The sequence below is a fragment of the Allobosea sp. 05T438 genome (genome assembly GCF_056396025.1).
In genome coordinates this window covers 238685-258911 of sequence record NZ_JBFTKQ010000002.1, presented here as the reverse complement: position 1 = coordinate 258911, position 20227 = coordinate 238685, and the positions used below count along the sequence as shown (strand labels likewise).

The window sequence follows — 20227 nt, the reverse complement described above, 5'->3', positions numbered from 1 at the left end:
GTCGCATGGCCTGCCGGCCGGGAGAAGTGCCGTTCAGATATCGTATTCGTCGCTGCCATCGACAAGGCTTCTCAGGAGCGCCGGCTTGCAAATGACGAAACGGTAGCGTGCGAATGACCGAATGACGCCTCGATTGATCAAGTTCGTCATCGTCCTCGATACCGTTTCAATCGTCAGGCCGAGGTAATCTGCCATGTCCACGCGGCTCATCGGGATGTCGATCACCTTGGCGGGCTCGCTTTCGTCGCCACCTCGGCGTGCAAGCGCGAGCAGGAGATCGCAAACGCGCTCTTCGGCATTCTTGCGGGCGAGCAACACCGTTCTCGCCTGTGCGTTGGCCATCTCCCGGCAGAGCCAATTGACGAATTGGGGGCGCAGTTGTTCGGAGTTATCGACCGCCTGCCGAAAGCGATTCCGGTTCAGCCGGCGCAGTTTCACTGTGCTGACGGCCTCGGCATCGCCGAGATAGTGCTCATCGGGGGAAATGCCGAAGATGTCGCCGGGGTAGAAGAAGCCGGTGATGACGCGGCTGCCGTCGCTGAGGATCTTTGCGATGCGGACGATCCCGGCCACGATCTTGAAGACATGCGTAGCCGGATCGCCTTCCCGAAAGATCGTCTCGCCACGCCCGAATGTTTCCAGCGGCCGCGGGCTGAAGAGTCCCAGCAGACCCGGTGCCGATTGATCGTTCGCGACCACCGGGAGCCGGGCAGGAATTTGAGAGACCGCATTCGCAGCAAGCATAGCTCTGTCCTCCGCACCAAACTCACGGAAGGGAGGAAAGCGGCGTCGCATGGCGCTGCTACGGTCTGCTTGTTCGCATGTGTGGAAAATTGTCACCGATTGTAACATCCGGCTTGTGGCCCCACGCACCATGGCCGAACCGATATCCCGCAATGCCCGCTGGTAGGGTGCGACGCTGCGGGCGGGATCGTCGGATTGGAAATCGGCGCGGATGATGCCAATCGCGAGGCCGTTTCATCCGCGAGAGGCCCCGGCAACGTTATGCACCGCGCTGCGCCGGCGCCATCCCAGTCAGCTTCAATGATCCATTGCCGAAGGCGCGGAGGTCATCAGTCACGCCGTCGCGGTCCAGCGCCAGTCGCGCACCTCTGGCATATCAATGCCGTGCTCGCGGATGTAGCGCCCATGTTCGATCAGCTTGTAGCGGATTGCCTGCTTGGCGTAGGCGGCGCGCGATCCCAGCCCCGGTACCCGGTCGATGACATCGCCGACAAGGTGGAAGCGGTCGAGCCGGTTGCGCACGACCATATCGAAGGTCGTCGTCGTCGAGCCTTCCTCCTCATAGCCGCGCACATGCATGTTGGCGTGGTTCGTCCGTTTGTAGGCGAGCCGGTGGATGAGCCAGGGGTAGCCGTGATAGGCGAAGATCACCGGCTTGTCGGTGGTGAACAGTGCATCGAAATCGGGATCGGTCAGCCCGTGGGGATGCTGGGTCTTCGGCTGCAGCGTCATCAAGTCGACGACGTTGACGACCCGAACTTTCAGATCGGGGAGATGGTCGCGCAGCAGCGTCACCGCCGCCAGCGTCTCCAGAGTCGGCACGTCGCCTGCGCAGGCCATCACCACGTCGGGCTCTCCGCTACGGTCGTTGCTGGCCCAGTCCCAGATACCGATGCCCTGGGTGCAGTGCTTGATCGCCGCATCCATGTCGAGCCATTGCGGCGAGGGCGCCTTGCCGGCGACGATGACGTTGATCCGGTTCCAACTCCGCAGGCAATGGTCGGTGACGTGGAGCAGCGTATTGGCATCCGGCGGCAGATAAACCCGCACGATATCGGCTTTCTTGTTCACCACGTGATCGATGAAGCCGGGGTCCTGATGGCTGAAGCCGTTATGGTCCTGTTGCCAGACATGAGAGGTGAGAAGGTAGTTCAGAGAGGCGATCGGCCGCCGCCAAGGCACTTCCTTGGCCGTCTTCAGCCATTTCGCATGCTGGTTGAACATCGAATCGACGATGTGGATGAAGGCCTCGTAGCAGGAGAAGAGGCCGTGGCGGCCGGTCAGGAGGTAGCCTTCGAGCCAGCCCTGACAGAGATGCTCGCTCAGGACCTCCGTCACGCGCCCGCCCGGTGCGAGATGCTCGTCCTCGGGAATCGTCGCCGCCTGCCAGGCTCTGTCCGTTACCTCGAAGAGAGCCTGCAGGCGGTTCGACGCCGTTTCGTCCGGACCGAAGACCCGGAAGTTCCGGCTGGTTTCGTTGGCCTTCATGACGTCGCGCAGGAAGCTACCCATGACGCGGGTCGCCTCCGCCTTACCGTCTCCGGGATTTTCCAATGGCACGGCATGGCGGGTGTAGTCGGGTATTCTGAGGGGGCGGCGCAGCGCGCCGCCATTTGCATGCGGGTTGGCGCTCATTCGCTTCTCGCCAGAGGGCGCCAGCGCAGCGATCGCGGCATGCAGCCGCCCGGCTTCGTCGAACAGCTCTTCGGGGCGGTAACTGCGCAGCCAGTCGTCGAGCAGTTGCAGCCGCCCGGGCTTTGACATGTCGCTGAACGGCACCTGGTGAGAGCGCCAGAATCCCTCGGTCTTCAGCCCGTCGACGGTCTTCGGCCCGGTCCAGCCCTTGGGGCTGCGCAGTACGATCATCGGCCAGCGCGGATAGCCGCTTCCAGACCCTTCGCGCGCGTCCTTTTGGATCGCCGCGATTCCGGCAAATGCCGTGTCGAGGGCTGCCGCCATCGCCGCGTGCATTGCCTCCGGCTCCTCGCCCTCGACGAAGAGCGGATCGTAGCCGTAGCCGCGCAGCAGCGCGTCGAGTTCGTCCGAGGAGATGCGCGCCAGCACGGTTGGATTGGCGATCTTGTAGCCGTTCAAATGCAGGATCGGCAAAACAGCGCCGTCCGCCGCCGGGTTGAGGAACTTGTTTGAGTGCCAGGACGCCGCGAGCGGCCCCGTCTCGGCCTCGCCGTCGCCGATGACGCAGGCGGCGATCAAGTCGGGATTGTCGAGCACCGCTCCGAAGGCATGCGCGAGGCTGTAACCGAGTTCGCCGCCCTCATGGATGGAGCCCGGCGTTTCGGGTGCGGCATGGCTCGGAATGCCGCCGGGGAAAGAGAACTGCCGCACGAAGCGCCGCAAGCCCTCCTCGTCTTGCGATATGTCCGGATAGAGCTCGCTATAGGTTCCTTCGAGATAGGTGCTCGCCACCACGCCCGGCGCACCGTGGCCAGGCCCGGCGATGTAGAGGATATCGAGGTCCCGCGCCCTGATGATGCGGTTGAGATGGAGATAGATGAAGTTCAGCCCTGGCGTCGTCCCCCAATGGCCGAGCAGCCGTGGCTTGACGTGCTCGATCCGCAGCGGCTCGCGCAGCAGCGGATTGTCCAGCAAATAAATCTGCGCCACGGAGAGGTAGTTCGCGGCCCGCCACCAGGACTGCATCAAGACCAACTCATCCGGGCGAAGAGCTGTCTGCGCCACCGTATCGATAGCCCTCGAGATCATTGCTGCGCTCCCGGAAGCGGGTCGTCAGGAAGGGAGGCCGATTTTATCGCGCTGTCCTGCGCACTTTGATTTACGGCAAAGAACTTCAGAGATTCTGCGGGTATTGAATAGCCGACCACAGCAAGGATGATTGAAAACGATCATGGCGTCGATCTGTTCGTGGCCCGCGCAGGAAGCGGTCATGAAGCGGGTTGTCGGTCCGCCGAAATCCCGGGCACTCCGTCCAACGTTCTTACGGCCGAAGCATGGTGCACTGAGGACGAAGCAGGGGAGGGAATTCGGAGGAGAATCGGAGCTCGCGCGATTGCGCGGCGATTGGAGGAGAATCGGATGATGACCGACGATCTCAACCGGAGTTTGACCACGAGAACGGGCTTCAGGTTTCATGTCCGGCCTGCTCGTCCCGAAGATGAAGCGGGGCTAGCGGAGTTCTTCACGCATGTGACGCCCGAAGATTTGCGCTTCCGCTTTCTCTCTACGGTCAGGGAGGTTGGCCATGATCGTCTGGCGGCCATGCTGCAGGTCGATCATCGACAGGCCGAGACCTTCATAGCCTTTTCCGAAGACGGAAAAGCGATCATCGCCACCGGCATGTTGGCTTGTGACGCTGCTTTGGACAGAGGCGAAGTGGCGATCTCAGTCCGAAGCGAACACAAGCATAAGGGGGTGGGATGGGAATTGCTCAGACACGTTTCCAAATTTGCCGAAGCGAAGGGAGTGAAAGTGCTCGAGTCACTCGAAGACCGCCAAAATCATGAAGCGATCGAAATCGAACGTGAGCAGGGTTTCGAGGTCGATGAATGCCCGGACGATTTTCGTTTGGTAATACTAAGAAGGAGATTCAAATAGGATTGCCGAGCGATAAATTATTGATATTTATTAAAGTATATCACTCTGATGTAGTTTTTGTAATGCCGTCTTAGCGATCGATTTCAAGATTTCGCGCAAGAGTTATGGGTGTCCGTTAGCTGTCTCCAGGACGGGGATGGCATTGCAGGCGACCTCGCACCCGTGCCGGAAGATGCCGCCGGGGCGTGCAGCGCCGCGCCATCGGCGGTAGTCCGCCTGCTTTAGATGGCCTCGCCATGCAGCATTCGTCCGTCGACCAATTTCGTCGGTCCATCGGGAGAAGCGCGGGATACTCCAATGAGGGACCGAAGGTCCATTCCAAAGGGGCGACGAGCCAACAAGCTCAGCTTGGAGTGGTAGCGATGGCTGATCGTGGCTCTCGACGGCGCGGGCGCTAGCGCGGAATTGAGGCCGCACCTCGCCTCTGCCTGAAACCAGCCCAGCGTAATCTCAAGGTGGCTAGCACGCTGAACGAGACCGGCGCGAGGCTGGCTACACAAGCGGCGGCACCTGCCGGTTCAGTCGCTCAATAATTTTCGAAAAATACTGAGAAGAATTTTACGTCATTTGACAATGCGCTCTGCAAGTACCATGTTAGAAAAATCGATCTAGGCCGAACGAATTGGCCCCGCGCCTTATGGCGCTCTGCTGACGAATTTCCTGCTCAAATCGAGACATGCGCTGCGTCCGTGGCGTGTGAGCGGTCGCTTTTACAGGAGGTCAGCATGGCCAGCGGCACTGTCAAATGGTTCAACACCGATAAGGGTTTCGGCTTCATTCAGCCGGAGGACGGTGGGCAGGATGCCTTCGTCCATATCAGCGCCGTAGAGCGAGCAGGCCTGCGCACGCTCCGGGAAGGCCAGAAGGTCTCTTACGAGCTGGTGCAGGACAAGCGCTCCGGAAAGGTCTCTGCGGATAATCTGCAGGCCGAGTGAGTTGAGACGCCGTTCGGCGTGGCAATGGAGATATGCGGCGACCGCGGATGTACCGGCGCCGTCTCGATTGAGCGACGAATGGCCACGGAGGGTCGGGATCAGCCCGGCCCTTTTTTTCACCAGAAGGGAAGTTCGAATGCAGGTTCTCGTCCGCGATAACAACGTCGATCAGGCGCTCCGCGTTCTCAAGAAGAAGATGCAGCGCGAGGGCGTGTTCCGCGAGATGAAGGCGCGTCGCTCCTACGAAAAGCCGTCCGAGCGGCGCACCCGCGAAAAGGCTGAAGCCATCCGCCGCGCTCGCAAGGCGGCACGCAAGCAGGCGCAACGCGAAGGATTGCTGCCGGCGCCGAAGCGCGCAGAGCGGCCAGCTCGTCCGGCCCAGCCCGCGCAGGCACGATAAGCGAGGTTTCAGGCTTGAGCTTCAATCCGCAGAATTTCGCCGACCGCCAGGCCAGTTCGGCCAACGCCAAAAAGGCGCTGCTGGAGCACTTCAGGGCGCGTCCCGGGGCCGATGATCCGGTCATGATCCAGCGCCGGACCGAGCGCGAAGCCGTGGCGAAAGCCCGAGCCGAGCGAGAGGCGGAGAAGACCGCGAGACTTGCCGAAATGGAGCGCCTGGCTGCGGTTGAACGCGAGCGCTTCGCCGAAGAGAAGCGCCAGGAGGAGCTTGCTCGCCAAGCGGCCCGCCAGGCTGAACTGGCGAGAGCCGAAGCGGAGCGTCCCCGCAAGGTTCTGCTCGAAGCTGTTCAATACATGCGGGAGCGCGCGGCAGGAAAACGACGCTGATGCTTCGGCATCGTCCGTTCGGGAAGGAGTTCGCCGATGCCCGGTAACAGGATTTCGCCCGAACAGTCTCAGTTGCGGGCACAGAGCAGGGCCACGCTGGCCGCGCAACGTCGCGCCGAAGCGGAAACCGTGTTGGAAGCGCTGCGTATCGAGCAGGCTGCCGTCCGCGAGCGCACGGCAAGGTTGCGGGCGCTGCGACTCGCCAAAGAGGCCGCCGAAGCCGAGGCAACTCGCGAAGCTGCAACGCAACCGAAGGCAAAGGGCAGCGCTCGGACGAAACGGACCTCTCCCTGATCGCGAAACAGGAGGTGGCTATGGATACGACGGTTCGGCCAAGTCTATCCAACCGATGGGGTGTCACCGATCTGCTGGAGCGTTCGGTCTGCTCGATCATACGCGGCCCTCACGACCAGTTCTGGATCGTCCTGACAGCCGACGAGCTTCCACGGATGGTTGAAGTGCGGCGCGGCCCCTTCAAGGCGATAGACGGCGCGATGAAGGCCATTGAGAAGACCCTGCACGGGTCTTGTCTGCATGGCGCTGCCATGGTGCCAGCCGATTATTTCCCCTGACGGGGTACCGGCAACTTCAAACGGCCACAATGGCGCGCTATTGGTGCTCGATCGACCGAGCTAATCGGCAGGCCTCGCCGCTACAGGCGCGTTGCCCGACTTTCCAACTCTTTCGACAATTGAACGCCGCTTCGCGGCACGCTGCCGCCGGCATTCCGCCCGGCAGCCTTACAGGCAGCGCGGTCAAGCCGCGCGCCCTTGGACCGATATGAAAAGCACAACAGAATACGAACATCCGACGACGCAGTGCCTTGGCGCATCTGCCTCGCTGCCGTTGCCCCCGAAATCCTCGCTGGACTGGAAACCCGAACCTTGTGGCCTTTCCCGCGAGGAGCTGCGCAAGATCGTCGCGCGGATCATGGGCTGAGGAGGGAACCATGAACCTCAATCATCGCACGTCGCGGGATGCCGATAGGCGCAGCCTGACGGATAGATGGACGGGTTCGGACCTTCGGGCGCGTTACGACAGTGCCGTCACCCGTGCCCAAGGGTGCGAAGCGACAGGCGACAAGGTCGATGCCGAGCGCTTCTATCAGCAGGCCGATCACTTTCGCCGCTTGTTGAACGGCAGAGCCGCATAGGAGGCACCATGCTGGACCTGACAACGGTCGATGCTGCCCTTATCGAAAACGTCGAGTGGATCACACCCGCGGGTCGGCAGCATGTTGCCTTCAAGTTCTCCGCACCCGGGCATAGCCAGGTCTTCCTGCTGGATCGGCTTCAGGCTGAAAAGCTGGCAGCCGGTCTCATCGCCTACATGCCCGCCCCCGCCGGTGACGAAGTTCTGATCGATATACCCGCAAGCCTTGAGGGAGAGCATGAGGTGATGGCGACATCGATTGATGCTGACGAGCCGCGTTTTGATGGGGTAACGCAAGCCAAGTTTCATCTGAGACTGACGGTCGGCGACCACAATGTAACGATGACGATGTCACACAGCGAATTGCTGCGGCTCGTCACGCAGATGCAGGCCAAGCTCCAAGAACACCGCGTTCGTACCGCGAACTGAAAGCTCGATCTCGGAACCAGCGTTCGCGCCGGTCCTGGGCCGACGTTCCGGTAAGAGCGAAAAGGCTAGGCTTCGCCAAAGCGCGACCGAGCGAAGGGGGCAGCCATCATCCGCGCGACGGCTTCACCATTGCCATTGCGCCAACGGAGCGCGTGCTCCTCGCTGTTTATGCGGGGCTGCCCGGCGGCAAAAGACCTCTGGGGCGCGGTTCTTCGGTAACCGGGAGGCGTTCACGCCACCCGGTCGAACTCCGGCAACGGGCGTCCGACGACCGCCATGTGCCGTTCTGTCCAATCGGCAACGGCAAGCTCGACCGCTGTTCCGCCCTCACAGTGAAGGAGGATTCTGTAAGTGAACTCGCTTGGGTCGGCGGACCCCGTGTCACAGATCAAATACCCGACCCAATGATGTTCCTGATGAGTGCCGAACTAGTATTTGGCAGACAGTCTCCGACCACTGCGCAAGGTGACAAAGCCGGCTCCGTTGAGCATCATGGGTATCTCCGCTTGGCGGCGTCATGAGCGCCGCGACGGTCCTTTCCAGAAGCTGTATGGAGACAACTCAGCGGCATCCGCGCACTCTCACTGGAGAGCGCAAGTCACGTTCACGGGCATAATGGTGAAATGAACTCACTGTGCTCAGCCCTCAAAGCAGCGCCGCCTGATCGATTAAAGTGGATTGCTGCAATTCGATCGATCGAGCTGCAGATGCCGCCTCACCCGCATCCGCAGAGCGTATAAGCGCGGGGGGCAGCCAACTCTCGCATATCCAATGGAGCTTGAAGGGGGCGCCAATGTCCAATTACGCAGCCAGTGAAGCGGCTCTTGCTCAGCGGCTTCTGGAAATCATCGCACGTGAAGGGCTCATCCATCACGGAAAGCTCGATCCCGCCGCGACGGTGGAGGGCGATCTGGGGCTCTCGCTCGATGACTTGACGCTGATCGGGAACGCGATCGAGCGCGAGTTTGATTGCGACATGATCCCGGACGACGAGATGCGAGCCTGCACGACGGTTCGCCAACTTGTCGTGCTAATTGCCCATCGCATCGCCACCAACGCGGAAGTGGGCGAATCCGAGGAATAGGGCCCGGACTTCGGCAGCGGGGCCGTCCCGGCCAACTGGATTTCTGTGTTGGCAATCGTTTGGCCGCTCTGATTGTGCGGTCGTGCGGCAGCCGAGCACGAAATCGCCACCGCCCTTGCGGGTAGTTCTCGATCCTTCAATCGATCAGGAAAAGACGCCGAGCCACCCACGCCATGGGAGGGGAAATGGCGGCAGCTCGGCGCCACGCCGCATCGAAGGCGCCTTGAGAGCTTGGCTCAAAATAGTGAACGATAGGCGAATGTGAGTCTGTTGATGCAGGGTACGCTTCAACGGAAGCGCCCAGCCCAAACGAGAGAGGGGGCCTTCGTAACATGCCCCGCCATCGTGCCGAGAGCTAACGGAAGTTGGAAGGCGAAAGTCGGTGATAGCTGTCCCGCTTCTTCAAATAGGCAGAACGCGCCGCCTGCAATATGGCCGATCGGTTGAGGTCGAACGCAGCGAGGAACGAAGCTTCGCTTTCATCAACGATGCTGGGGCTTAAGGTCCGCAATACCCCCAGCTCGATCTGAAACATGACTTCCAACGATGACGCGGAGCCCCAGAAGCTCACGCAACCGCGGCCAGGTTCGTATCGTCGGATGGAATTGGGAAAGTTGATACTCATGACGGGGACTGCCCGCCAAGCCCAGTGAGCTCAGCCTGATAGGCGTGGACGTAGCGCAGCCTCCGCCTCCTCCGTAGCCAAACTCCCAGACAGAAAGCGACAGCCGAGCCAGCGACGAGCAGTGCCCATTGCGGGAGCAGGCGCACGTCATAAAACGCGGCTGCACCCCATATCCCGACGCCGAAAAGCGTCATCCCGACAATTCCATAAACGAGCGCCGAAGCTTCCGGGGCCGGAGCATAGGCAGCGGCTGCTTGCCGAGCCTTCTCTGCGCGAAGTTTCATGAGAAGCTCATTTCAATACGAGTGTGAAGGTAAGCGTGAATTCGGCGACAAGGCCAACGTGCCCGGCACACACAGATGGGATCGACCGCCTAAATCGGTAAATATCCCGGTGCGCCGGTAGATTCGACATGACGGCGATCCGTTGTTTTGGTCAAAAAGCGGGAAATTTCGAAATTTAGGAAAAGAACAATCAGAAGAAAATCTCGCAGTTTTGAATATTGCTCTGCTGACGTCATCTTACAAGGCGCGATAAAAATTAATCCTCGTTTTCAAATTATTCATTTGAAGCCGTCGGTCGAATGCCCCCGTCATTTGAGCGCGCCCCGGAACGAAAGGGCTCTTCGGTTGTTAGGGTTGTTTGGATCGAGGAACTGTGATGACCCAGATCTTGACCGTGTGCCGCCTCGGTACGGACTGGGCTGTCCGAGACGTCACGGGTGAGCACTACGGCAGGTCGAGCGACATTCATGCGGTGATCGAATATGCAAGAGGGCTCGCCAGCCGCACTGGAAGTCATGTTGCGTTGAGCGATAGTGCTCAGGAATGCATGAATTCAAAGGTAACGCTCGATCCGCGCAGTAGCTGACATTGAATCTTTGAGTTTGTCGGTAGAGCAATCTCAGGGCGGGCCGCAGGCTCGAAACAATCGTTCGCCGCGACACTTCCAATCAATGCGCGCCCTTGCAGTCCATCGACCCTCGCGTCCGCTGCAGCGGCCCGTGGGTTGCTATAGGTACCGTGGTGAAAACAACAGCGCTTGCGCCCGCTACGGCTCGGTTTTTCATATAGGTTTTCCCTACACCTGCCTGCCCATCAAAGCGGGTGGGGCTTGACGGCGTGCAAAATTCGCTTCTACACTTAACTCAATGGTTAAGTTTCAAGAAGCGCAGCTCGACAGGACGTTCTCCGCGCTGGCGGATCCGACGCGGAGGGCCTTGCTGGCGCGGCTGGAGCGGGAAGACGGGCTTTCGGTCAGCGAGCTGGCGAAGCCGTTTCCGGTCTCATTGCCAGCCATCATGAAGCATCTCGATGTCCTGTCGGACGCCGGGTTGGTCGAGCGGACGAAGACGGGGCGCACCGTGTCCTGCCGCCTCAACGCCGAGCCGATGGAGGAAGCGATGGGTTGGCTGGCGCATTATCAGCGCTTCTGGACCCAAAGGCTCGATGCGCTGGAGGCGCTGCTCGAAGCGCGGCGCAAGGGCGAAGGCTGAAGGGACAGGCGCATGGATCAACAGGTGACACCGAGCCTCACGATGAAGCGTCGTCTCAATGCGCCGCCGGCCGAGGTCTACAAGGCCTGGACCGATCCTGAACTGCTGGTGCGCTGGTTCGGGCCCGAGAACGTCGTGGCGCAGGAGGCCGAGATCGATCCGCGTGTCGACGGCGCGTATCGCGTTGTGATGATCGAGGACACGGGCCAGCGCCACGAGGTGTCCGGGCGTTACCTGGAGGTCGTCGAGAACGAGCGTCTGGTCTTCAGCTGGTCCTGGGTGACGACGCCGGAGCGCGTCTCGCGCGTCACCGTCACATTGAAGCCGGATGGTGGGGGCACGATCCTGACGCTTCTGCACGAGAAGCTGTTCGACGATGCGGCCGTGCGCGGCCACACCCATGGCTGGACCGGAACCATGGAAAAGCTCGAGGCCTACTTCGCCTGAAGGCGGAGAGCGGCGCTGCTCTGTCCGGCAGCGCTTGAACGAGCCGCCGGCGTGGGCCGGCGGAAACACAGGAGAGGAGACGATGGAACACAGGATCGTATCCCGTGAAGAATGGCTTGCGGCCCGCAAGGCCCATCTCGCCCGTGAAAAGGAGTTCACCCGCCAGCGCGATGCGCTCTCGGCCGAGCGGCGCGCGCTGCCCTGGGTCAGGATCGACAAGGACTATGCCTTCGAGGGTTGGGATGGCGGGCTGACATTGGCCGATCTCTTCGCCGGCAGCAGCCAGTTGATCATCTATCACTTCATGTTCGGCCCGGGCGCCAGGGAAGGCTGCCCGAGCTGCTCCTTCCTCGCCGACCATTTCGACGGCGCCAACCGGCATCTGAAGCACCATGATGTCAGCCTGGTCGTGGTCTCGCGGGCGCCCTATGCCGAGTTCCAGGCCTTTCGGCATCGCATGGGCTGGGATTTTCCCTGGGTGTCCTCGGCCAACAGCGACTTCAACTACGACTTCCACGTCGCGCCGAGCCCGGAGGAGAGGGCGGCCGGCCGCTACGAGTACAATTACGAGATGCATGACGGGCAGGGCGGCGAGATGCCGGGCTTCAGCGTCTTCTATCGCAACGACGCGGGCGAGATCTTCCACACCTACTCGACCTATGCCCGCGGCGGCGACCTCCTGATCGGCGCCCATAACTTCCTCGATATGACTCCCAAGGGGCGCAACGAGGTCGGGATCATGGACTGGGTCCGCCATCACGACCGCTACCAGAGCAAGCCAAAGGGAGCGGCGAGTTTCCAGCCCGAATTGGCGGCGGGATCCTGCTGCGGCTGAGAGTGGATTCCTCGCATCGCGGTGCGGGGGGTATTGTTGATATCAACATTTTTTGGGCATGGCCGCTTGGGCGGCCGCAAGTGAGGAGAACGCAATGGCTTATGTCGATGGTTTCGTCGTCGCGGTTCCGGCCGCGAACAAGGACAGTTACCGCAAGCATGCGGCCGATGCGGCGCCGCTGTTCAAGGAATTCGGCGTCAAGCGCCACGTCGAGGCCTGGGGCGACGATGTCCCCGATGGCAAGGTTACGGACTTCAAGGGTGCGGTGAAAGCGACGCCTGACGAGGTCGTCGTCTTCTCCTGGTTCGAATATCCCGACCGGGCGACGCGTGATGCTGCCAATGAGAGGATCATGAGCGATCCGCGCATGAAGGAGATGATGGGGCTGCAGATGCCCTTCGACGGCAAGCGCATGATCTATGGCGGCTTCGCTTCGGTCCTCGACGAAGGCGAGGGCGGCCGGGCGGGCTATATCGACGGCATGCTTTCTGCGGTGCCGGATGGGCGCAAGGCGGATTTCCAGGCTTTCGCAGCCAAGGGCGCGGCGCTCTTCGAGGAGCATGGCGCGTTGCGCGTCGTCGATGCCTGGGGCGATGACGTGCCGGATGGCAAGCTCACCGACTTCAAGGGGGCGGTGAAAGCCGAGCCCGGCGAGACGGTGGTCTTCTCCTGGATCGAGTGGCCGTCGAAGGCGGTGCGCGACGCCGCCTGGGCCGGTTTGATGCAGGACCCGCGTATGAAGGCCATGTCCTTGCCCTTCGACGGCAAGCGCTCGGTTCATGCCGGCTTCGCGCCGCTGCTGGATATGTGAGGCGCCGTGACGCGGCCGTCATTCCGGGCTTGACCCGGACTCCATCGTGGCATGCTCCGCTCTTCGATGGACACCGGATTGGCGCCGCCAAAGCGGCTGGTCCGGAATGACGGTGTCGGATCCGGGCCGGGCCATCAGCCCGGCCCGGCGCCTGCTTCGCGAGATGGAGCGCTTAGATCGATTGGCTTGCGGCACTGAACAGGCGGGCCCGATCACCTTTCCAGTGGCGTTGAACACCATCACGCCGTCAAGGCGGCGATTTGCCCGGCGTCATGATTTCTCGCAGCGGTCATGCGGGGCGGCATCTTGTCCCGGTCGCGCAAATGGCCGAGAGATCGGGCTGCTTCACCGGATCGAATATCGATGCTTGCTGGCATTCCTCTTGGCGATCTCGCCTTCCTCGCCGTTTCCCTCGTGCTCGCCGGCGCGGCCACGGGCTTGCTGGCCGGCGTCTTCGGCGTCGGTGGCGGCGCGGTCATCGTGCCGGTGCTGTACGAGGTCTTCCGTGTCATCGGCGTGGCCGATGAGGTTCGGATGCCGCTGGCCGTCGGCACCTCGCTCGCCGTCATCATCCCGACTTCGATCCGCTCCTTCAACGCGCATCGCGCGAGGGGCCTTGTCGATCTCTCCATCCTGAAGATCTGGGCCGCTCCGGTGGTGATCGGCGTCATCGTCGGCAGCTATATCGCCCGCTATGCACCCGCTGATCTGTTCAAGATCGTCTTCGTCATCGTCGCAACGATCTCGGCCATCCGCTTGCTCTTCGCCKCCGACCGCTGGAAGTTCGGCGAGGACATGCCCGGAAAGCCGCTGATGATCGCCTATGGCGGCATCATCGGCGTGCTCTCGGCGCTGATGGGCATCGGCGGCGGCCAGCTTTCCAGCCTGTTCATGACCTTCTACGGCCGTCCGATCCATCAGGCGGTCGCGACCTCGTCGGGCCTCGGGGTGCTCATCTCGATCCCGGGTGCGCTGGGCTTCATCTATGCCGGCTGGCCGAAGATGGACATCCTGCCGCCGCTCTCGCTCGGCTATGTCTCGCTGATCGGCATGATCCTGTTCATCCCGACTTCGATCTGGACGGCGCCGATAGGCGCAAGCCTGGCTCACCGGCTCTCGAAGCGGCGGTTGGAAGTGGCCTTCGGCCTGTTCCTGCTCGTCGTCGCCGGCCGCTTCATCTGGTCGCTGCTGCACTGAGCGGGCGGGGCGCCTGATGAGCGAGACTGCGATCCGGCTGCTCCAGCCCGCCGATCATCCGGCGCTGGCGGCGCTGATGGTCGAGATGCAGGGCCACTACCGGGTGCCGTGTCCGCCGATCGCAGAAATTCTGGCAGGCCTCGCCGCCTTGCCGGCTGGCGTGGACATCCTGGTCGCGGTGAGGGGAGGGGCGGTGCTGGGCTTTGCTTCGGCCTGCAATCTCTATCCGGGGCCGGGGCTGAAATCCGGCTTCTTCCTGAAGGAGATCTACGTTGCCGATGCGGCGCGTGGCATGGGGCTCGGCCGCTCACTGATGACCGCGCTGTCGGAGCTCGCGCTGGAACGCGGCCACCTCCGCATCGATTGGACGGCGGATGCTGACGATGCGGCGCTGCTGCGCTTCTACGAGGGGCTCGGCGCCGTCGCATATCCGAAGAAGGTGTTCTATCGCCTGACAGGAGATGCGTTGGCTGACTTGGCGAAGGCCTAGCCGTCATTCTCGGGCGCAGCGCAGCTTCGGCCCGAGAATCTCATGACAAGATGGCGCTGGTTTCCGAGATGCTTGGGTCAAGCCCGAGCATGACGTGGCGGTTGCTGGGAAGCTCCTTGGGCCAACCGCTCCGATAACACGGCCATGATCGCCAGCCGCTCGGCCTCGCTCAGGCGGCCCCACTGCGCGATTTCGGCGAGCGTCCGCCCGCAGCCCTCGCAGAGCCTGTTCTGAGGGTCGATGATGCAGACCTTGATACAGGGCGTCGAGATGGCGCTTATCAACTCAACCGTCCAGTATAGGCGTTACCTGATGCGCTGCTTACCAGGCGACGCAGCGGCGCACGCCGCCGACGACACCATAGCGTCGGMACACCGCGCCGTGCGAGCGCGGAGCAACATAGCCGCGCCTGGCGACGACGGCGCCGTTCGGCCCGACGCATCCCGCCCGATAGACACCCTTGGCACAGACCACAGCGGAGGCGGTGGAGGGAAGAACGAGGCTGGACACGGCATAGGCGAACGCGACTGCAACCAGTCCGGCCGGGAGACTGAAAATAGCTTTGCGCATGGCAGCGTTACCTAACGTAAGCAGGTTGGAAGCGATCTGAGCCAGCGCCAAAGAAGCGTTCCCGTCAAGTCGCAACAGGCAACGGTGACCTTCCATCTCGAAACGCGATGCCGGTTCGGAACGGCGCGCGGCCGGCCGAGCGCTCAGATGCCCGGCCAGAGCATCAGGGCGATTCCGAGATAGATCGCGATCTCGGCCAGCTGCTGCGCCGCGCCGAGGATGTCGCCGGTCTGCCCGCCGATCAGCCGCCGCGCCAGCCGCGACAGAACGGCCGCCGCGCCATGCGCCAGCGCAAAGCCTAGAAGCAATCCCGCGACAGGCAGCTGCGCGGCCAGTGCGATCCCGGTCGCGAGGAAGAGGCTCAGGGCGAGTGCGATTCGCGCCGTGACGATCGTCGGCTGGCCGACAGCCGCCGCCGCGCCGCTGCTGCGTGCAGCCGGTTGCGTTGCGAGCAGGAACAGGGCCTCGGCGCGGGACCAGGGGGCGGCGACCAGCAGCACCGCCGCTGCGGCCCAGGCGCCGGAGCGGTCGAGGATCATCGCGATCAGGCTCGCCCGCAGCAGCAGCGACAGGCCGAGCGCCAGCGCGCCATAGGAGCCGATGCGGCTGTCCTTCATGATTTCGAGCCGACGTTCCGGCGTGTGCCCGCCGAACAACCCGTCGGCGGTGTCGGCGAGCCCGTCCTCATGGAAGGCGCCGGTGGCCAGCGCCAGCGCGGTGAGCGCGAGCGCGGCGACGACGAAACCGCTCAGGCCGGCCAGCCCGGCGCCCAGTGCGACGAGCGACGCCGGCAGCGCGATGACGAGCGCTGCGAAGGGCAGGGCGCGGGGCACGCTGCGGAAGTCGGGGATCGCGTGGCTGTCGGCCTCGCCCGGCAATGGCGGGACCGGCAGGCGCGACCAGAAGCGCAGGCAGATCGCCGTCGCGATCTTCCAGCCCGGCCAGTCCGGCGGGGTGGTCTCCGTCGTCGTGTCGGCCTCAGCCATGCCTGCCGCGCTGCTCTGCTCGATTGTCTTCCCGAGCTTGACCCTATAGCAGCAGCGCAGACCTCGCCGCCACGCCTGCGCGCGTCGGCGCAAGCCCCTTTGCTCGACGGAACAGCCATGGCCGCCTCCGGATTGCCCTTCGACGATATCCGCGAACTCATCGCCGCGATGCCCGGCCCCGATATGGCGGCCGCGAACGCAGTGCGTGCCCGCGATGCCAACCTCACGAAGCCGGCCGGCAGCCTCGGCCGCATGGAGGAGATCGCCGAGTGGCTCGCCGCCTGGCAGGGGAAGGCGCCGCCGCGCGTCGACCGCCCGCTGGTCTGCGTCTTTGCCGGCAACCACGGCGTGGTGGCGCAGGGCGTCTCGGCCTACCCGCAGACGGTGACGCGCCAGATGCTGGAGAATTTCGCTGCCGGCGGCGCCGCGATCAACCAGATCTGCGCGGCCTATGATCTCGGCTTCAAGGTCTTCGATCTCGCGTTGGACCTGCCGACCGGCGACTTCACTCAGACCGATGCGCTCGACGAACGCGCCTGCGTCGCCACCATGGCCTTCGGCATGGAAGCGCTCGTCGGCGGAACCGATCTGCTCTGCCTCGGTGAGATGGGCATCGGCAACACTACCTCGGCTGCGGCGATCTACGCTGCTCTCTATGGCGGCGACGCCGCGCACTGGTGCGGCCATGGCACCGGCATCGACGAAGCCGGCTTCAAGCGCAAGGTCGCGGCGGTGGAGGCGGGGCTTGCTTTGCATCGCGCCCATCTCAAGGATCCGCTCGAAGTGCTGCGCCGGCTCGGCGGGCGAGAGGTCGCGGCGATCTGCGGCGCGATCATCGCTGCGCGCTCGCAGCGTATCCCGGTGATCCTCGATGGCTATGTGGTGACCGCCGCCGCGGCGATCCTGCATGCGATCGAGCCATCCGCGATCGACCACTGCATCGCCGGTCATCTCTCGGCCGAGGGCGCCCATGCCGATGTGCTCGCCCGTCTCGGCAAGGTGCCGCTGCTGGCACTCGACATGCGGTTGGGGGAGGGTACTGGGGCTGCGCTCGCCGCCGGCCTCGTCAAGGCGGCGGCGGCGGTCCATTCCGGCATGGCGACCTTCGAGCAGGCGCAGGTCGCGCGGAAGGGGTAGGACCCCGCGCCGTGCTGGGGCTTGACCCGAGCATCTCGGAAACCAACGCCTTCTTGTCATGAGGTTCTCGGGTCGAAGCTGCGCTTCGACCCGAGAATGACGGCACGCCTAAACCGCGTAGTCCGTCTTCAGCCCGGCACGCTCGGCGTGGCGCTCCTGCGCCAGCTCGATCAGGCGGGTGATCAGCGCCGGGTAGGGCAGGCCTGAAGCCTCCATCATCTTCGGATACATGCTGATCGCGGTGAAGCCTGGCAGCGTGTTGATCTCGTTGAAGTAGAAGGCGCCGCTCTGGCGGTCGAGGAAGAAGTCGACCCGCGCCAGCCCGCTGCATTCCAGCGCGAGGAACGCGTCGATCGCGAGTTGCCGCACGCGGGCCATCTGGTCGGCATCGAGTTTCGCCGGCAGATCGACGGTGGCGCCGTCCTGATCGATGTACTTGGCCTCGTAGGAGTAGAACTCGTGCTGCGGGCCGGCATTGAGCTCGCTCGCGACGCTCGCCACCGGCGGATCGCCGTCGAGAACGGCGACTTCGATCTCGCGGGCATCGATGCCCTGTTCGATCAGCACCTTGGTGTCGTACAGGAAGGCGTCGGCGAGCGCGGCGCCGAGGTCCTCCCAGTGCTTGACCTTATGGACGCCGACGCTGGAGCCCATGTTGCAGGGCTTGACGAAGACCGGGAGCGTCATTGTCTCGTGCGCTGCCCTGGCCGATCCCTCGGGATCGCGACGGTAGTCGCGGCGCGACAGCGCGAGATAGGGCGCTACCGGCAAGCCGGCGAGCGCGGCGAGGCGCTTGGCGATGTCCTTGTGCATGCCGACGGCGGAAGCCAGCACGCCTGAACCGACATAGGCGGCGCCGGAGAGCTCCAGCAGACCCTGTACCGCGCCGTCCTCGCAGAGCGGGCCATGAATGACGGGAAACACCACATCGACCGGCTCGATGGCCGGTGCCGCGTTGTCGGCCGGCAGGATGGCGGTGCGCTCGCCCTGCGGTTCGAGCCGGATCGCCGGCGAACCCGCCGGGATCGGCAGGCTGTCGCCGTTCGTGCCCTCGATGAGGCGCAGGTCGTGGCATTGCCAGCGGCCCTGCTTGTCGATGCTGACGGGCACGGGTTCGAAACGGTCGCGGTCGAGATAGCGCAGGACGGAGGCCGCCGACTTCAGCGAGACCTCGTGCTCGCCCGATTTTCCGCCATAGAGCACGGCGACGCGCGTTTTCCGGTTCATGATGCGATGGTCCGAGAGGAGAGTGTGAGCGCCCCGAGCGAGGCGGTTATGGATGTTGCCGATCGATGGGGCGAGATTCGGGCGTTGCCGCCGCGGAGATGCAGTTCATGCCGCCCGCGATTTCGGCTCCGGCAGGGCGGCGAGCGTGTCCATCACGCGCTCGGCCGGCAGGGTGACCGTCACCTCCGTGCCGCCGCGCGGCTTCGACTTCAGGTTGAAGCCGCCGCCGTGCAGGTCGATCAGCCCCTTCACGATCGGCAGACCCAGCCCCGAGCCCTGCTCGGCGGTCTTGATGGCGAGCGAGCCACGCCCGAAGCTCTGCATCACGATCGGGATCTCGTTCTCCGGGATGCCGGGCCCGGTATCGGCGACCGAGACATATTGTCCGCCCGTCGCCGTCCAGCCGACCTTGATGGTGATCTCGCCACCCTGCGGCGTGAACTTGATCGCGTTTGACAGCACGTTGAGGACGACCTGCCGGATGGCCCGCTCATCGGCCCAGACCCGTGGCAGGTCGGGCTCGGCGAGCGAACTGATCGTCTGGCCCTTGGCCTTGGCACGCAGCGTCAGCATGTGCCGGCAGTCCTCCACGATCTCGACGAGTGACAGCGCCTCCTCATTCAGCTCGTATTTGCCGGCCTCGATGCGCGACAGGTCGAGGATCTCGTTGATCAGGTTGAGCAGATGCTGGCCCGAGCCGTGGATATCGGCCGAGTATTCCTTGTAGGCGGCATTGGCGTGCGCCCCGAAGATTTCGCTCTTCATCACCTCGGAGAAGCCGAGAATGGCGTTGAGGGGGGTCCGCAGCTCATGGCTCATCGTTGCGAGGAAGCGCGACTTGGCGAGATTGGCTTCTTCCGCCTTGCGGCGGGCTTCGTCGGAATTCGCGTTGGCGGTTTCGAGTTCGGCGATCAGCGCGTCCTTCTCGGCGCGGAAGCCGATCGAGTCGACCGAGCTGGCATAGAGCCGGTTGGCGAGGAAGATGAAGAAAAGCTGTGCCGAGGCCGCCATCAGCGCCATCGTCACGCTGTCCATGTCGCGGCGTTCCCAGAAGAACGCCATGATTCCGGCGATGACCGGCATCAGCCCGGCATAGACCGCCATCGGAATCGTGGCGGAGAGCATGACCGTGAGGGCGCTGACGATGAGCAGCGCCGTGGTGACGAAGACCTTCGCGCCGGGAGCCTCGACAGGCGCGAACAGCATGAGGAGCAGCGCCCAGGACAGGCCGTGTATGCCTTCCGCCAGGGTGAAGAGCCGCCGCCAGCGCTTCAGCCGGACCGTATCGGCGGGCTTGCGCAGATAGCGGCGCGACAGGGCGACGATGACGAGCGTGCTCGCGAGCACCGCGCCGCTCCACAGCGCGACATACATGGTCGGCAACCACAGGCAGGCGGCTGCGGCGATGCCGATGACCAGCACCAGCGTGCCGGCGGAGCCGGTAAGGCGGTATTGGGCGAAGACGCGCAGCAATTCGGAATCGAAGGCGCGCTCGAGCCCGGTCGAGGACGTCAGGCGCTCGCGCACGGATTTCACCTCCCGCGAAACGTGCTTTCGGCGCGCCACGACGGAAGGATCGGGCCCGCGCCCGCGCTGCACCTGTTCGGCCGTCACTTCCGCCATGGTCGGGAGCGTGTATCCTCGTTCCGCCGCGCGGCGTGCGCGGACGGCTCGCCATCATGGACACCAAATCGTTAAGCTCTT

At 63.5% G+C, this 20227-nt stretch carries 25 protein-coding genes; 17 read left to right on the top strand and 8 right to left on the bottom strand.

Annotated features, from left to right (window positions below; genetic code table 11):
• Positions 1-33: 33 nt before the first annotated feature.
• On the bottom strand, positions 34-744 hold the full coding sequence (locus tag AC1DIN_RS05105; RefSeq protein WP_476808928.1) for a helix-turn-helix domain-containing protein: 711 nt from the start codon (positions 742-744) through the stop codon (positions 34-36).
• A 333-nt stretch (positions 745-1077) separates the two neighbouring features.
• Positions 1078-3468 carry a phosphoketolase family protein gene (locus AC1DIN_RS05100; RefSeq protein ID WP_476808927.1) on the bottom strand — a complete coding sequence of 797 codons (2391 nt, stop codon included), beginning with the start codon at positions 3466-3468 and terminating at the stop codon, positions 1078-1080.
• Positions 3469-3801: 333 nt separating this feature from the next.
• Here AC1DIN_RS05100 and AC1DIN_RS05095 point away from each other — a divergent pair, with 333 nt between their 5' ends.
• The 9 genes from AC1DIN_RS05095 to AC1DIN_RS05055 all read left to right on the top strand — a co-directional run bounded on the left by AC1DIN_RS05095 (position 3802) and on the right by AC1DIN_RS05055 (position 8703).
• Positions 3802-4317: an N-acetyltransferase family protein gene (locus tag AC1DIN_RS05095; RefSeq protein ID WP_476808926.1), complete on the top strand. Its 516-nt coding sequence runs from the start codon at positions 3802-3804 to the stop codon at positions 4315-4317.
• A gap of 725 nt (positions 4318-5042) precedes the next feature.
• Complete coding sequence (locus tag AC1DIN_RS05090; RefSeq protein ID WP_441468576.1) at positions 5043-5252, top strand: cold-shock protein; 210 nt, start codon at positions 5043-5045, stop codon at positions 5250-5252.
• A gap of 136 nt (positions 5253-5388) precedes the next feature.
• Entirely contained in the window at positions 5389-5652 is a 264-nt protein-coding gene (rpsU, locus tag AC1DIN_RS05085) for a 30S ribosomal protein S21 (RefSeq protein WP_476809371.1), read from the top strand.
• Positions 5653-5666: 14 nt separating this feature from the next.
• Positions 5667-6038, top strand: a complete 372-nt coding sequence (locus AC1DIN_RS05080) for a DUF6481 family protein (protein WP_476808925.1) — start codon at positions 5667-5669, stop codon at positions 6036-6038.
• A gap of 36 nt (positions 6039-6074) precedes the next feature.
• Positions 6075-6332 (top strand): transcriptional regulator, encoded by a 258-nt coding sequence (locus AC1DIN_RS05075; RefSeq protein ID WP_441468574.1) that lies wholly within the window; start codon positions 6075-6077, stop codon positions 6330-6332.
• A gap of 20 nt (positions 6333-6352) precedes the next feature.
• On the top strand, positions 6353-6610 hold the full coding sequence (locus tag AC1DIN_RS05070; protein WP_476808924.1) for a hypothetical protein: 258 nt from the start codon (positions 6353-6355) through the stop codon (positions 6608-6610).
• 377 nt (positions 6611-6987) lie between these two features.
• On the top strand, positions 6988-7191 hold the full coding sequence (locus AC1DIN_RS05065) for a DUF4167 domain-containing protein (RefSeq protein ID WP_476808923.1): 204 nt from the start codon (positions 6988-6990) through the stop codon (positions 7189-7191).
• Between the two features lie 8 nt (positions 7192-7199).
• Positions 7200-7619 carry a hypothetical protein gene (locus tag AC1DIN_RS05060; RefSeq protein ID WP_441468572.1) on the top strand — a complete coding sequence of 140 codons (420 nt, stop codon included), beginning with the start codon at positions 7200-7202 and terminating at the stop codon, positions 7617-7619.
• A gap of 793 nt (positions 7620-8412) precedes the next feature.
• Positions 8413-8703 (top strand): acyl carrier protein, encoded by a 291-nt coding sequence (locus tag AC1DIN_RS05055; protein ID WP_476808922.1) that lies wholly within the window; start codon positions 8413-8415, stop codon positions 8701-8703.
• Between the two features lie 355 nt (positions 8704-9058).
• On the opposite strand, the gene AC1DIN_RS05050 is transcribed toward AC1DIN_RS05055, so the two are convergent.
• Positions 9059-9328, bottom strand: a complete 270-nt coding sequence (locus AC1DIN_RS05050) for a DUF1488 family protein (protein ID WP_441468570.1) — start codon at positions 9326-9328, stop codon at positions 9059-9061.
• Positions 9329-9988: 660 nt separating this feature from the next.
• Between AC1DIN_RS05050 and AC1DIN_RS05045 the strand changes: the two genes are divergently transcribed.
• The 7 genes from AC1DIN_RS05045 to AC1DIN_RS05015 all read left to right on the top strand — a co-directional run bounded on the left by AC1DIN_RS05045 (position 9989) and on the right by AC1DIN_RS05015 (position 14603).
• Complete coding sequence (locus tag AC1DIN_RS05045) at positions 9989-10198, top strand: hypothetical protein (RefSeq protein ID WP_476808921.1); 210 nt, start codon at positions 9989-9991, stop codon at positions 10196-10198.
• A 280-nt stretch (positions 10199-10478) separates the two neighbouring features.
• On the top strand, positions 10479-10823 hold the full coding sequence (locus tag AC1DIN_RS05040) for an ArsR/SmtB family transcription factor (protein ID WP_476808920.1): 345 nt from the start codon (positions 10479-10481) through the stop codon (positions 10821-10823).
• 12 nt (positions 10824-10835) lie between these two features.
• Complete coding sequence (locus AC1DIN_RS05035) at positions 10836-11270, top strand: SRPBCC family protein (protein ID WP_476808919.1); 435 nt, start codon at positions 10836-10838, stop codon at positions 11268-11270.
• An 82-nt stretch (positions 11271-11352) separates the two neighbouring features.
• Complete coding sequence (locus tag AC1DIN_RS05030; RefSeq protein WP_476808918.1) at positions 11353-12105, top strand: DUF899 domain-containing protein; 753 nt, start codon at positions 11353-11355, stop codon at positions 12103-12105.
• Between the two features lie 94 nt (positions 12106-12199).
• A complete protein-coding gene (locus tag AC1DIN_RS05025; protein WP_476808917.1) occupies positions 12200-12916 on the top strand; it encodes a DUF1428 domain-containing protein in 717 nt (238 codons plus the stop codon).
• A gap of 363 nt (positions 12917-13279) precedes the next feature.
• Complete coding sequence (locus AC1DIN_RS05020; RefSeq protein WP_476808916.1) at positions 13280-14113, top strand: sulfite exporter TauE/SafE family protein; 834 nt, start codon at positions 13280-13282, stop codon at positions 14111-14113.
• A gap of 16 nt (positions 14114-14129) precedes the next feature.
• Positions 14130-14603 carry an N-acetyltransferase family protein gene (locus tag AC1DIN_RS05015; RefSeq protein WP_476808915.1) on the top strand — a complete coding sequence of 158 codons (474 nt, stop codon included), beginning with the start codon at positions 14130-14132 and terminating at the stop codon, positions 14601-14603.
• A 77-nt stretch (positions 14604-14680) separates the two neighbouring features.
• Here the strand turns inward: AC1DIN_RS05015 and AC1DIN_RS05010 are convergent, their stop codons facing one another.
• The 3 genes from AC1DIN_RS05010 to AC1DIN_RS05000 all read right to left on the bottom strand — a co-directional run bounded on the left by AC1DIN_RS05010 (position 14681) and on the right by AC1DIN_RS05000 (position 16159).
• Positions 14681-14887 (bottom strand): DUF1289 domain-containing protein, encoded by a 207-nt coding sequence (locus AC1DIN_RS05010; RefSeq protein ID WP_476808914.1) that lies wholly within the window; start codon positions 14885-14887, stop codon positions 14681-14683.
• 37 nt (positions 14888-14924) lie between these two features.
• Positions 14925-15173, bottom strand: coding sequence for a hypothetical protein (locus AC1DIN_RS05005; RefSeq protein ID WP_476808913.1), 249 nt, complete (start codon positions 15171-15173; stop codon positions 14925-14927).
• Positions 15174-15316: 143 nt separating this feature from the next.
• A complete protein-coding gene (locus tag AC1DIN_RS05000; RefSeq protein ID WP_476808912.1) occupies positions 15317-16159 on the bottom strand; it encodes an adenosylcobinamide-GDP ribazoletransferase in 843 nt (280 codons plus the stop codon).
• A 117-nt stretch (positions 16160-16276) separates the two neighbouring features.
• Here AC1DIN_RS05000 and cobT point away from each other — a divergent pair, with 117 nt between their 5' ends.
• Positions 16277-17296, top strand: a complete 1020-nt coding sequence (gene cobT / locus AC1DIN_RS04995) for a nicotinate-nucleotide--dimethylbenzimidazole phosphoribosyltransferase (protein WP_476808911.1) — start codon at positions 16277-16279, stop codon at positions 17294-17296.
• Positions 17297-17404: 108 nt separating this feature from the next.
• On the opposite strand, the gene AC1DIN_RS04990 is transcribed toward cobT, so the two are convergent.
• Together AC1DIN_RS04990 and AC1DIN_RS04985 are read right to left on the bottom strand one after the other, a co-directional pair.
• Positions 17405-18523: a D-alanine--D-alanine ligase family protein gene (locus AC1DIN_RS04990; RefSeq protein ID WP_476808910.1), complete on the bottom strand. Its 1119-nt coding sequence runs from the start codon at positions 18521-18523 to the stop codon at positions 17405-17407.
• 105 nt (positions 18524-18628) lie between these two features.
• Positions 18629-20146, bottom strand: coding sequence for a sensor histidine kinase (locus AC1DIN_RS04985; RefSeq protein WP_476808909.1), 1518 nt, complete (start codon positions 20144-20146; stop codon positions 18629-18631).
• Between the last annotated feature and the right edge of the window lie 81 nt (positions 20147-20227).

Coding starts and splice junctions, on each gene's coding strand:
- AC1DIN_RS05060 (WP_441468572.1), top strand. CDS start 7,200: ATGCTGGACCTGACAACGGTCGATGCTGCCCTTATCGAAAACGTCGAG.
- AC1DIN_RS04985 (WP_476808909.1), bottom strand. CDS start 20,146: ATGGCGGAAGTGACGGCCGAACAGGTGCAGCGCGGGCGCGGGCCCGAT.
- rpsU (WP_476809371.1), top strand. CDS start 5,389: ATGCAGGTTCTCGTCCGCGATAACAACGTCGATCAGGCGCTCCGCGTT.
- AC1DIN_RS05070 (WP_476808924.1), top strand. CDS start 6,353: ATGGATACGACGGTTCGGCCAAGTCTATCCAACCGATGGGGTGTCACC.
- AC1DIN_RS05100 (WP_476808927.1), bottom strand. CDS start 3,468: ATGATCTCGAGGGCTATCGATACGGTGGCGCAGACAGCTCTTCGCCCG.
- AC1DIN_RS05015 (WP_476808915.1), top strand. CDS start 14,130: ATGAGCGAGACTGCGATCCGGCTGCTCCAGCCCGCCGATCATCCGGCG.
- AC1DIN_RS05040 (WP_476808920.1), top strand. CDS start 10,479: ATGGTTAAGTTTCAAGAAGCGCAGCTCGACAGGACGTTCTCCGCGCTG.
- AC1DIN_RS05055 (WP_476808922.1), top strand. CDS start 8,413: ATGTCCAATTACGCAGCCAGTGAAGCGGCTCTTGCTCAGCGGCTTCTG.
- AC1DIN_RS05105 (WP_476808928.1), bottom strand. CDS start 744: ATGCTTGCTGCGAATGCGGTCTCTCAAATTCCTGCCCGGCTCCCGGTG.
- AC1DIN_RS05045 (WP_476808921.1), top strand. CDS start 9,989: ATGACCCAGATCTTGACCGTGTGCCGCCTCGGTACGGACTGGGCTGTC.
- AC1DIN_RS05000 (WP_476808912.1), bottom strand. CDS start 16,159: ATGGCTGAGGCCGACACGACGACGGAGACCACCCCGCCGGACTGGCCG.
- AC1DIN_RS05065 (WP_476808923.1), top strand. CDS start 6,988: ATGAACCTCAATCATCGCACGTCGCGGGATGCCGATAGGCGCAGCCTG.
- AC1DIN_RS05035 (WP_476808919.1), top strand. CDS start 10,836: ATGGATCAACAGGTGACACCGAGCCTCACGATGAAGCGTCGTCTCAAT.
- AC1DIN_RS05095 (WP_476808926.1), top strand. CDS start 3,802: ATGACCGACGATCTCAACCGGAGTTTGACCACGAGAACGGGCTTCAGG.
- AC1DIN_RS05090 (WP_441468576.1), top strand. CDS start 5,043: ATGGCCAGCGGCACTGTCAAATGGTTCAACACCGATAAGGGTTTCGGC.
- cobT (WP_476808911.1), top strand. CDS start 16,277: ATGGCCGCCTCCGGATTGCCCTTCGACGATATCCGCGAACTCATCGCC.
- AC1DIN_RS04990 (WP_476808910.1), bottom strand. CDS start 18,523: ATGAACCGGAAAACGCGCGTCGCCGTGCTCTATGGCGGAAAATCGGGC.
- AC1DIN_RS05075 (WP_441468574.1), top strand. CDS start 6,075: ATGCCCGGTAACAGGATTTCGCCCGAACAGTCTCAGTTGCGGGCACAG.
- AC1DIN_RS05050 (WP_441468570.1), bottom strand. CDS start 9,328: ATGAGTATCAACTTTCCCAATTCCATCCGACGATACGAACCTGGCCGC.
- AC1DIN_RS05030 (WP_476808918.1), top strand. CDS start 11,353: ATGGAACACAGGATCGTATCCCGTGAAGAATGGCTTGCGGCCCGCAAG.
- AC1DIN_RS05025 (WP_476808917.1), top strand. CDS start 12,200: ATGGCTTATGTCGATGGTTTCGTCGTCGCGGTTCCGGCCGCGAACAAG.